This is a genomic window from Actinoallomurus acaciae (assembly GCF_042429965.1).
GTDB classification, from domain to species: domain Bacteria; phylum Actinomycetota; class Actinomycetes; order Streptosporangiales; family Streptosporangiaceae; genus Actinoallomurus; species Actinoallomurus acaciae.
The window spans coordinates 1-11,470 of record NZ_JBHLZP010000264.1 but is presented as its reverse complement, the minus strand read 5'-3'; the positions used below and the strand labels follow the sequence as shown (position 1 = coordinate 11,470).

Genomic DNA, 11,470 nt, shown 5'->3' with positions numbered 1-11,470 from the left:
CGCGCGGGCCTCGAGGCGCTGGCCGAGTCACGCCTGTCCGTCAACCGCGCCCTGGTCGCCCGGGTGGCGGTCGGCCGTCCCGGGGAGGACCGTGAGCTGGCGCGCGTCGCCGCGGAGGGCTGGGACCTGCTGTGCGAGCTCGACCGTACGCACGGCAGAGCCGTCCGGGAGGTCCTCGCCCACCCGTACGTCCAGGCGTGGGCGACCCGGTGCCTGCGCCCTGCTCCCTCGTCAAGGGCCGACCTCGACCGCGCTCACCTGGCGGGGCTCGCGGCCGCGGTGGCACTGCGTGCGGAGACGGCGGTGGAGCTGGCGCTGCCGGTCCGCGACGGCCTCCTGCACCTGCCGACTCTCGGCGCGCTGAGGACCGGCGACGCCGGCACGGCCGTGCGGGTACGGATCACTCCCGACGGGATCGCCGCCGAACACGGCGGCGTCTGGCAGCCCACGCGACGGATCGTCGCCGGCGGCCTCGCGCTCGTGCTGGAGGACCTCGACCCCTTCCGCGGCGGCGGTCACCGGCCGGTCACCGGCCGGCTCTCGTCCGCCGGCTGGCGGTCGTGGCGGTCGGTCCTCGACGCGGGAGCGCGCGACCTGAAGACGCGGCTCCCCTCGTACGCCGACGTGCTGGGGCGGGCGGCGGGCTCGATCGTCCCGCTGGCCGGAGAGCCGGGCGGCATGAGCCTGCCCGACGCGTACGGCGCGGTCGCGGCCGGGCTCCCTCCAGGCCCCGACGAGCTCGCCGAGGTGCTCCTCGGGGAGTTCCAGAGCACCAAGCTCAACGGGATCACCGATCTGCACGACCTGTACGACCCCGGCAGGCCGCTCCGGCCCGCCGGCGGCGACGGTCCACGGCCGGTGGCCGACGTCCTGCGGGGCGCCTATCGATCCCTCGCGCTGGGCGAGCTCTGGCGCTCGCGTCGTGACCTCGAACGTTTCCGGCACCACCGCACCGTGGTCGAGCGGGGACTGGACGCGCTGCTGGAACCCGGGGTCCTGACCGGAGACGGCCGGATCTTCGCCGAGGGCATGGTGACGACCCGCGACCGCTGGGCCCGTACGGACTGATTACCCGAAAAATTGCGTCTGGCGACGAGCTGCCGATCTCGCACGTCGGGTCATACGATAGTCCGAATAACGGTGTGGTTGGAGGGGTGCGCGAGGTGGCGAGCAGCGCAGACCCCGTGTTCTTCCTGAGCTACGCGCATTCCCCCAATGGCCGGCCGGTCGCGAAATTCTTCCGGGACCTTTCCGAGATGCTCGCCGAGCTCGTCGATCTTAAGGCCGGTGCCGAACCCGGCTTTATGGACACATCCATATCGGGCGGCGGCCGTTGGACCGGCGAACTGCTGAGCGCGGTGGGCACTTGTAAGGTCTTCGTGGCGTTGTTGTCCATGCCTTATCTGACCAGCGAATGGTGCGGCATGGAGTGGTACGCCTTCGCCCAGCGTGTGATCCAGGCGCGGGTGGGCGGTTCGGAGCACCAGACGGCGATCGTCCCGGTCATCTGGGCTCCGCTGCCGGCCGGGGTCGAGACGCCGGACGCGGTCAGCGCCATCCAGCGGTTCGCGCCGGAGGGTCTCCCGGACCCGGAGATCGCCAAGCTCTACCAGGAAGAAGGGGTGCTCGGCCTCACCAAGGTGGCCAAGGACGCCTATGAGCCGGTCGTCTGGCGGCTGGCGCAGCGTGTGGCCGACATCGCCCACAGCCATGTGGTCGAGCCCCGTGTCCTCCAGCACACCGATCTACGTGACATCTTCCGGGAGGCGCCGTGACGCGAAGCGAGAACCCGGAGCCGCGAGGCCGGTACTTCCTGCTGAGCTACGCGCATTCGCCGCCGCTGGCCAGCCAGCGTCCGGGCGACCTGGACCGGTGGGTCACACGGTTCTTCGGCGATCTCGACCAGGCCGTGAGCCGGCACCGTACGGAGGGCTCCGGTCTGGGCGGCGGCTTCTTCGACCAGCGCATCCCCCTGGGATCGGACTGGCGGGCCGCTCTCGCCGGAGCGCTGGAGACCGCCGAGGTCCTCGTCCCGCTCTACTCACCCGCGTACTTCTCGCGGCTACAGAGCGGCCGTGAATGGGAGAGCTTCCGCCGGCGGATGCTGCGCGCGGGCGTCGAGGACCCGATGAGCCGTTTCGTGCCGGTCCTGTGGACACCGGTCCTCGGCGAACAGCATCGAGAGTGGGCACGTGACGTCCCGCTCTTCGAGGCGGCGTCGCCGGCCTACCCGGACAACGGGCTCCAGGCACTCCTGCGTCTCAAGGTGTACGAGGACGCGTACCGGATCGTGGTCGACCGCCTGGCCCGGCGCATCGTCGCCGTCGCCGAGAACGACCCGGTCGGTCCCTCGCCGGCGGACGACGTCGACCGGCTCGACAGCCCGTTCCAGCCGGAGGCCGCCGCCGCGCGTTTCGCCGTGACCGTCGCGGCGCCGACCACGGAGACCCTCCCGCCGGGCCGGGACCCCGAGGCGTACGGCAGCGGAAGCCCGCAGTGGCGGCCCTTCCCGGAAGGTCACGAACTCCCGCTCGCCGCCTACGCAACGCTCGTGGCGGAACGGCTCGACTTCGCCGTGGTCGTCACCGGCGTCGAGAAACTCGGGGACGACCAACATGACAAACCGGGAATCGTGCTCATCGATCCGTGGTTCGTCGCGACGGACGGCGGCGCCGAGACCCTGCGGGCGTACCTGGAGTCGCTGCCGCTCTGGGTGTTGCCGGTGGTCGTCGTGGATCGAGAACGCCATGATCCGCGAATCACCGCACTCGCGCGGGAGACCGCGGATATCGTGACGGACGCGAGCGCGCCGCGCGCCGAGACGGCCCGCCGCGCGGCCCGCGGAATCGAGTCGTTCCAGGAGTTCGTCGCGCTCGTGCCTTTCCTGATCGTCGAAGCGGAGCGCCAGTATCTGCGCAAGGGCCCGATGCAGGGGTCCGCCACGGACACGCCGGAAGCCCGCCCCCGGTTGAGCCGCGACCCCAGAGCCGTTCCCGGGAGGGAAGCCGATGACTGACGGCCAGATCGTGACGTTCTACTCGTACAAGGGTGGGACCGGGCGCACCATGGCGCTCGCGAACGTCGCCTGGATCCTCGCCGCCAACGGACGGCGTGTGCTCGTGGCCGACTGGGACCTCGAATCGCCGGGTCTGCACCGCTTCTACGCGCCTTTCCTGCCCACTGACGTCAGCGATGAGCCGGGCGTCATCGACATGGTCCGCGCCTATGAGTGGGCGGCCATGCGCAACGGCGATGGCGCGGCGGCCGACCTGGCCGTCTCGAGCGCACAGGTGCAGCAGTACGCCTTCTCCCTGAACTGGGAGTTCCCGAACGGCGGCGGCCTGGACTTCCTGTCGGCCGGTCGGCAGAACACCGACTACGCCGCCACGCTGAGCGGCCTCGACTGGGAGAACTTCTACGACCGTCTGCGCGGCGGGGCGTTCTTCGACGCGCTCCGCGCGGACATGAAGAAGCGCTACGACTACGTGCTGATCGACAGCCGTACGGGCCTGAGCGACGTGGCCGACATCTGCACGGTCCACCTGCCCGACATCCTGGTCGACTGCTTCACGCTGAGCACCCAGGGGATCGAGGGCGCGGCCCGGATCGCCCGGGACATCTCACTGACCTACGCGAGCCGCGGCATCCGGATCCTCCCGGTGCCGATGCGCGTCGACCTGGCGGAGAAGGAACGCGCGGAGGCCGGGCACGTCTTCGCGAGGCAGCGGTTCGCCGGGCTGCCGGCCGGGATCTCGGGGGCGCAGCGGCTGCGCTACTGGGCCGAGGTGCAGGTGCCGTACCAGCCCTTCTACGCGTACGAGGAGACGCTCGCGGTGTTCGGCGACCTGCCGGGCCCGCCCACCACACTGCTGGCGTCCTTCGAACGCCTCACCGGCCACATCACCGATGGGCGGATCGCCTCACTGCCGGTCATGGACGAGGCGCGGCGGCTGGAGGTCAAGGCCCGCTTCGCCCGGCGCCCGCCCCAGGAGACCCCGCCCGTGGTCATCCAGTACGCCCCCGAGGACCAGATCTGGGCCGACTGGATCCGCAAGGTCCTGGAGGCCGCCGGCGCCCCGGTGCTCGATGAGGGGAAGGCCGCGCAGCTGCGCGGGCGCAACGAGCCCGTTCCGCGCCTGCTGAGGTTGATCTCGAGCCAGGAGAACGGCAGCCGGACGCACGAGGGACTGAGCGACCTGCCGTACCACGCCGTCTACGTCGCCGACATGCGGCCGCTGTCGCGTTTCTCCGACGCCGTCTCGCGGACGTTCCTCGCCGGGCTCGGCGAACGCGAGGCGATCGAGCGGCTGTTCGACCTGCTGGGCATGGTCGGCGAGCCGGAGGCGGAGGGCGTCCGCTACCCCGGCGCGGACCCGCTGATCTACCGCGCGCCGGCGCGGAACGCCCGGTTCACCGGCCGCGAGGAGGACCTGGCCACGCTTCGCGGCAAGCTGCGCGAGACGGGGACGACCGTGGTGCTGCCCCTGGCGCTCCAGGGGCTCGGCGGTGTCGGCAAGACCCAGGTGGCCCTGGAGTACGTGCACCGCTTCAAGAGCGACTACGACCTCGTCTGGTGGATCGACTGCGAGGAGCCCGCCTTCGTCGACACGTCGCTGACGGAGCTCGGCCAGCAGATCGAGAAGCAGTACGGCCCGATCGCCCCCGCCGGCGCGAATGTCAGCGAGATGGCGCGACTGGTGCTCGACGCGCTCAACAACAGCCGTCCGGTGGACCGCTGGCTGCTCGTCTTCGACAACGCCGAGGAGATCCCCGCGCTGGAGGTGTTCGTGCCCACCGGCCGGGGTCACACGCTCATCACCTCCCGCAACCTCGCGTGGAACCAGCGGGCCAACGCCCTGCCGGTGGACGTCTTCGCCCGGGAGGAGAGCATCGCGCACCTGTGCGAGCGCGCGCCCTCGATCACCCGCGAGGAGGCCGACCAGGTGGCCGAACGGCTCGGCGACCTCCCGCTGGCCGTCGCGACCGCGGCCGCCTGGCTCGCGGAGACGGGCACGCGTGTGCGCGACTACCTGGCCGAGCTCGAACGACGCGAGGTGGACACCCTCTCGATCAGCCGGCCGGACGACTACTCCGCGCCCGTCGCCCGCGCCTGGGACCTGTCCCTGGAACGGCTCAGGGCGCAGTCGCCGGCTGCGGCGCGGCTGTTCGAGCTGTGCTCGATCCTCGCACCGGTCATTCACCTGGACCTGCTCTACAGCCCCGCCATGGCGGCCATCCTCGAACCCTACGACCCGGCTCTGGCCGAGCCCATGGTCATCGGGCGCGTCATCCAGGAGATCAGCCGGCTGGCGCTGCTCAGGCTCGACGCCAGCGCGGGGCAGGTCAACATCCATCGCCTGGTCCAGGCGGTCGTGCAGAGCCGGATGTCGCCCGAAGAGCTCGCCGAGACGCGGCGCGACATCCACCGCGTCCTGTCCGCGGTGCGCCCCCGCCGCGACGTGGACGACCCGGACACCTGGGAGCGCTACGGCATCATCTGGCCCCATCTGACCTTCTCCAAGGCCGTCGACTCACCGGAGGAGGCGGTCCGTGGACTCTTCATCGACCGCGTGCGCTACCTGTGGCAACGAGGCGACCTCGAACGCGGCCGTGACCTCGCCCGGTCCACCGAGAGCACCTGGCAGGAGATGCTGGCCGCCGAGACCGACCCGTCGGCGGTGACCCGTCTGCGCACCCAGATCCTGCACCTGCAGTTCAACCTGTCCAACATCCTGCGCGACCTGGCGCAGTTCGAGGAGTCGCGGCAGCTCGACGAGAAGGTGCTCGCCGGGCAGCAGGAGCTCCTCGGCCCGGAGCACCCGCACACGCTGATGACGGCCGGCAGCCTATCCGGCAGCCTTCGAGCGCTCGGGCGTTACCGCCGCGCGCTCGACATGGACCGCCAGACGTACGCGGCGTGGAGCCGGCTGTACGGCGAGGACAACCCGCGTACCCTCTCGGCGGCCAACAACCTCGCGGTCTCCTACCGCGTCAACGGGCGCTTCACCGAGTCGTTCCAGCTCGACGAGGACACCTACATTCGCCGCCGGCACACCCTCGACCCCCACCACCCGCTCACCCTGCACTCGTCGATTCAGGTCGCCCGTGACCTGATCGAGGCCGGCCGCTACCAGGAGGCCGCGTCGCGGGTCGAGTCCGTGTGGGAGTCCTGCCGCGGGGCGCTCGGGGCCGAGCACCGGACGACGCTGAACGCCGAGGTGCTGCTCGGCGTGGCGCTGCGCGGCACCGGGCGGCCGCAGGAGGCCAGGAAGCACTTCGTCCAGGCGCTCGACGGCCTGGACCGGCGGTTCGGCAGCGACAGCAGCGACGCGCTCTCGGCCCGGTTGAGCCACTCCGCCAACATGCTCGCGCTGGAAGAGCTCGACGCGGGGGAGGCCGAGACGCGTGCGGTTCGGGCGGTCTACCAGGAGCGGCTCGGTGACACCCACCCCCACACCCTGGCCTGCCAGGTCAACCTCGCCAGCGCGCTGCGGCTGAAGGACGAGATGGACGAGGCGCTCGAGACGGTACGGCCGGCCAACGTCAATCTGGAGAGGTACCTCGGCGAACTGCACCCGTACACGCTCGCCGCCACGATGGTGCTCGCGGTGCTGCTGGCCGACATGGGGCAGCACGACCAGGCCAAGGAGTATGAGGAGCTCGTCGTCCAGCGGATGACGACCACGCTCGGCGCTCAGCACCCCGACACGCTGCGCTGCCGCGCGAACCTCCTGCTCACCCGCCACGAGCTCGGCGACGCGGACGCGGCGCGAGAACGCGAGGCCGTCATCGCCCGTCTCGCCACGCTGCTCGACGAGGGCCACCCGCACATCGACACGCTGCGGGCCGGTCGGCGGCTGGTCAGGGCCGTGGACCCGCAGCCGTTCTGACGCCGCCTACCACGCGGCGGTGCGGGAGAGCGCGAGCGGTCTCATGCCGTGTTCGCCCGTGACGATCCAGGAGAGGATGCGCGGCAGGACCTCGACGGCGCTGAAGTGCGAGGCGCCCTCCTCGACGAGCGCCTCGGCATTGGGGATCCGGTCGGCCAGCCAGCGGGTGTGGCCGACCGGGGAGAACCGGTCGTCGGCGCCGTGCCAGAGCAGAGTGGGCACGCTGATGTCGGAGAGGTTGAAGCCCCACGGCCGGCGGAACGCCAGCACGTCGTCGATCCAGCCGTCGGCGCTCCGCCGGAGCCCTTCGAAGTAGGTCTGGGTGAGCAGGCGCCGGATCGCGACGTCGTCGACGATCCTGCGGTCCGGTCCGGCCAGCTCGGGAAGCAGGAACTTGAGCAGCTGTTCGGGATCGTCCCGGATCAGCTCGGCCCGCCTGGCGAGTTTGTCCTCGATGTCGTCGAGGTCCTCGTCGGCGCGGCTGTACTCCTCGACGTTCGACCCGGTCATCCCGTCGTACCAGTCGAGCCCTTCGGCGTTGGAGGGAGCGAGGCTCACCAGGGCGGCGACCCGATCGATGCGATCCTCCAGCAGCGCCGCGCAGGCGAGGGCGTGGGAGCCGCCGCCGGAACGGCCCACGACGGAGAACCGTTCGATGCCGAGATGGTCGGCGATCGCTTTCAGATCAATGGCGGCGTCGGCGACGGTGCGGCCGAAATGTCGCGAAGAGTCGCCATAGCCGGGCCGATCGTAACTAATCAATCGGACACCGAGTCGATAAAGCACGATTCCACGCGGTCTCGGCCCGTTGCGACTGCCCGGGGTGCCATGAATGAGGAATACGGGCGTGCCCTCGGGGGTGCCCCAGCTCTCGACGGCCAGTAGTCGCCCGTCGGGAGCCTGCACCTTCAGCACCTGCGCCTCCTAGTGTCCCTAACACGGGCCTTGACAGTCGCGCCCAGCGCGATACCTACCCCGAGGCTGGAGTGACGGCACTCAGACTGGTAGTCAAGCGTAACGCGGAAGAGCGTCGCCGTAACCACGCAAGTGGCTCCTGTGTTCAGGTAATTAGATGTCAACAGACGGTACGGAGCCAGGCTCGCCGGAGTCAGGTCTCTGATCACGTTCGGACAACATTTACCCACCGGATCGGGTATGGCCGGTCCTCGTCCCAACGGTCGTTTTGCCGAACCGGCAAAGAGGTTTGTCGTCTGGAGCGGCGGCGGCGCACCATCGTCGGCATGACGGAACAGACATTCGAAGTGATCGTCGTCGGTGGTGGAGCGGCCGGCCTGAGCGGGGCGCTGGCCCTGGCACGGGCGCGGCGCAGGGTCCTGGTCATCGACGCGGGGAGTCCGCGCAACGCGCCCGCGGCCCAGGTGCACGCGTACCTGGGACGTGAAGGAATGCCGCCGGAGGTCCTCCTGGCCGACGGCCGGCGGGAGGTCGAGGGGTACGGCGGCGAGATCCGGCCGGGTGAGGTCGTGTCGGCCGAGCGCCGTGACGCCGGCGGCTTCCGCGTCGCCCTCGCGGACGGCTCCGCCGTGACGGCCGACCGCCTGCTCGTCACGACGGGCCTGGTCGACGACCTGCCCGACGTGCCCGGCCTGGCCGAACGCTGGGGCCGCGACGTGCTCCACTGCCCGTACTGCCACGGCTGGGAGGTGCGCGACCGGGCGATCGGCGTCCTGGCCACCTCGGCGGTCGCGGTTCACCAGGCGCTGCTGTGGCGGCAGTGGAGCAAGAACCTGACCCTCTTCGCGAACGGCGTCGAGGGTCTCGCGCAGAACGAGGAACTGATCGCCCGCGACGTCACCGTGGTCGGCGGCCGCGTGACGGCGGTGAAGGTGGAGGACGACCGGCTCACCGGCGTACGGCTGGAGGACGGCGGGGAGGTCGCCTGCGACGCCCTCATCGTCCCGCCCTTCATGACCGCCCGGGCCGGTGTGCTCACCGGTCTCGGGCTGGAGCCGGCCGAGCAGGAGATGGGCGGCCACGTGATCGGCACCTACATCGCGGCGGACCCGTCCGGAGCGACGGCGGTCCCGGGAGTGTGGGTGGCCGGCAACGTGACCGGCCTGGCCGATCAGGTCATCGGCGCGGCGGCCGCGGGCGTACGCGCCGGCGCGGCGATCAACGCGGACCTGGTGGCGGAGGAGACGCGCCGGGCGGTCGAGGCCCGCCGGGAGGGACGGCGATGACCGCGGAAGAGTGGGACACCCGGTACCGGGAGAGCGAGCGGCTCTGGAGCGGGAGACCGAACGACGTGCTGGTCCGGGAGATCTCCGACCTCTCGCCGGGACGGGCGCTGGACCTGGGCTGCGGCGAGGGCGGTGACGCGATCTGGCTGGCCCGGCGCGGATGGCACGTGACGGCCGTCGACATCTCCCGCGTCGCCCTCGAACGTGCGGCCCGGCACGCGGCCGAGGCGGGCGTCGCCGGACGGATCGACCTCCAGCGGCACGACCTCGCGACGTCCTTCCCGGCCGGGGAGTTCGACCTGGTCTCCGCGCACTTCCTGCACTCCCCCGGCGACATGCCACGGGAGGAGATCCTGCGGACCGCGGCCTCGGCCGTCGTACGCGGCGGGGTGCTGCTCATCGTCGGCCACGGGGGTCTTCCGCCGTGGGACCACGATCACGCCCACGTGCGGCTGCCGACTCCGCAGGAGGTCCTGGCGGACCTGCACCTCCCGGAAGGGCAGTGGGAGGTGCAGGTCTGCGCGGAACACGAGCGGACCCAGTCCGGACCCGACGGAAGGCCGGCAACCCGTACCGACAACGCGCTCAGGGTCCGGCGCCTGACCGGAGAGGAGGTCAGCCGGTGACGGGGAGGTCGCTCGGCACCGGGGTGGGTGCCGGCGCCTGACCGGGCGGGGTGCTCTGCGTCGGGGTCGGCGCGGGCTGGTGCGGCGGCGTGGCCTGAGCGGCGGCGCAGGTGGCGGAGGAGATGTCGATCGTCTGGGCCTGGCCGGTGGCGAGCCCCAGCTTCACCTCCACCGCTGTGACGGTCAGGCTGCCGTCCGCATTGTGGGTCTGCTTGTTGAGCACCACCGAGACCGACCCGACGCCCTGGACCGGCACCGTGATCGCGCTGTTCGGCGCCGCGGCCGCGGCGAGACGGTGGCCGGCGATTGAGGCCTTGACCAGGTGCGACGAGCCCTTGCCGGCGACGCACTTGGACGTGATCAGGTGGGCCGACAGCGCGGCCTTGACCACCTTGAGGTCGACCACACTCGCGCGCGAGGACGCCCCGGCGGCGGAGGTGTGCAGAACCTTGAGCTTCACCAGCGGGTTCGGCGGCAGCTCGGCGAGGCTCTTGTTCTGTGCCCCGCTCGAAGAGGTGACCGCCGGGACCTGCGGGATGTTGACCAGGCCGGTCGCGGACACGCCGAAGGCCGAGGCGGTGCCGGTGGCCGGGCTGGCGGAGGCCGTCGCCGCGAGAGCGGCCGGGACGGCGATCGCTCCGGCGATCGCGACGCTTGCGGTCAGGGTCATCAAGCGCACAGTTGTCTCCTCGGGAATGAATGAAGGTATGGGTCAAGCTCTGCGTCTGTCCTTTACGCACCAGGGGGCACTTCGGTTGCACGAATTTCCGAAGTTTCTAGCGAGCTTTTTCCCGTACCGGTCACATGGCGCATCCGGCGACAATTCGGGCGGCCTCTGTCGGGTGGGCCCGGCGTCGCGGGCGGTTCCTCAAAGGTCGCGCAAGATGTCGTGGAGGAGACTCGGGGTGGCGTCGGGCGGCGCGGCCTGGGTGGCGAGACGGTTGAGGATGTCGCGGTAGTGGTCGAGATCCTCGCGGCGGTCGGGATAGAGCGCGCTCGTCAGCTGCTCGAGGTAGACCACGTCCGGGAGATGGTGCTCGGGCATGCGAAGGAGGGTGACCGGGCCGCCGGCGGCGGCGTGGCCGGCCGACTGGAGGGGCATCAGCTGGATCGTGACGTGTGCGGGCCCGCACATGTCGATCAGGTGCCGCAGTTGGGTGACCATGACCGCCCGTCCGCCGATCGGGCGGCGCAGGGCGGCCTCGTCGATCACCGTCCACAGGTGCGGCGGGTGCGGGCGGCGCAGGATCTCCTGGCGTCGCATGCGGAGTTCGAGGCGGCGTTCCACCTCTGCCGTGTGGCCCAGCTCGATCACCGCGCGGGCGTAGTCGGGGGTCTGCAGCAGGCCCGGGACGAACTGCACCTCGTACATGCGGATGACGCTCGCGGCCTGTTCGAGGCCCAGGTACGGCTCGAACCATGACGGGGTCACGTCGGCGTACTCGTGCCACCAGCCGGGCATGTTCGCCTGCCGCGCCAGGTCCAGCAGCGTCGCGCGTTCGGCCTCGTCGGTCACCCCGTACAGGGCGCAGAGATCGACTATGTCGCGCGGCTTGAAACCGGTGCGGCCCAGCTCCAGGCGGCTGATCTTCGACTGGGACGCGCGGATCGCCTCGCCCGCCCGCTCGCGGCTGATGCCCCGCGACTCGCGCAGGCGGCGCAGGTGCGCGCCCAGGACCATCCGGGTCGCCGTCGGCCCGGCCGGTCTGTCGGCCTCGTCGGGCGGGGCGCCGCCCTCGTCATGGACCGTGGT

9 protein-coding genes are annotated in these 11,470 nt (G+C 71.1%); 6 read left to right on the top strand and 3 right to left on the bottom strand.

Translation table 11 applies throughout. The features are described from left to right. From ACFFNX_RS29320 to fxsT, 4 genes are all read left to right on the top strand, one after another. The coding region (locus ACFFNX_RS29320) for an aKG-HExxH-type peptide beta-hydroxylase (RefSeq protein ID WP_378208983.1) at window positions 1-1,068 on the top strand (1,068 nt) is incomplete at its 5' end. 86 nt (window positions 1,069-1,154) lie between these two features. Next, window positions 1,155-1,775 (top strand): TIR-like protein FxsC, encoded by a 621-nt coding sequence (locus ACFFNX_RS29315; RefSeq protein WP_378208981.1) that lies wholly within the window; start codon window positions 1,155-1,157, stop codon window positions 1,773-1,775. Then, the gene (locus ACFFNX_RS29310; RefSeq protein ID WP_378208979.1) at window positions 1,772-3,016 is read left to right on the top strand and encodes a TIR-like protein FxsC; all 1,245 of its coding nucleotides are present in this window, start codon (window positions 1,772-1,774) and stop codon (window positions 3,014-3,016) included. The genes ACFFNX_RS29315 and ACFFNX_RS29310 overlap by 4 nt, the downstream gene beginning before the upstream one ends. Beyond that, window positions 3,009-6,890: an FxSxx-COOH system tetratricopeptide repeat protein gene (gene fxsT / locus ACFFNX_RS29305; RefSeq protein WP_378208977.1), complete on the top strand. Its 3,882-nt coding sequence runs from the start codon at window positions 3,009-3,011 to the stop codon at window positions 6,888-6,890. Before ACFFNX_RS29310 ends, fxsT begins: the two co-directional genes overlap by 8 nt. A 6-nt stretch (window positions 6,891-6,896) precedes the next feature. Here fxsT and ACFFNX_RS29300 read toward each other — a convergent pair whose 3' ends face one another. Next, the gene (locus ACFFNX_RS29300) at window positions 6,897-7,805 is read right to left on the bottom strand and encodes an alpha/beta fold hydrolase (RefSeq protein ID WP_378208975.1); all 909 of its coding nucleotides are present in this window, start codon (window positions 7,803-7,805) and stop codon (window positions 6,897-6,899) included. Between the two features lie 326 nt (window positions 7,806-8,131). On the opposite strand from ACFFNX_RS29300, the gene ACFFNX_RS29295 reads away from it, so the two are divergent. Further along, window positions 8,132-9,091, top strand: coding sequence for an NAD(P)/FAD-dependent oxidoreductase (locus tag ACFFNX_RS29295; RefSeq protein ID WP_378208973.1), 960 nt, complete (start codon window positions 8,132-8,134; stop codon window positions 9,089-9,091). After that, window positions 9,088-9,717 carry an SAM-dependent methyltransferase gene (locus ACFFNX_RS29290; RefSeq protein ID WP_378208971.1) on the top strand — a complete coding sequence of 210 codons (630 nt, stop codon included), beginning with the start codon at window positions 9,088-9,090 and terminating at the stop codon, window positions 9,715-9,717. The genes ACFFNX_RS29295 and ACFFNX_RS29290 overlap by 4 nt, the downstream gene beginning before the upstream one ends. Here ACFFNX_RS29290 and ACFFNX_RS29285 read toward each other — a convergent pair. Beyond that, window positions 9,707-10,387, bottom strand: coding sequence for a choice-of-anchor P domain-containing protein (locus ACFFNX_RS29285; protein WP_378208969.1), 681 nt, complete (start codon window positions 10,385-10,387; stop codon window positions 9,707-9,709). The genes ACFFNX_RS29290 and ACFFNX_RS29285 overlap by 11 nt on opposite strands. Window positions 10,388-10,585: 198 nt before the next feature. After that, on the bottom strand, window positions 10,586-11,470 hold an 885-nt coding region (locus tag ACFFNX_RS29280), incomplete at its 5' end, for a Sco1979 family transcriptional regulator (protein ID WP_512699865.1).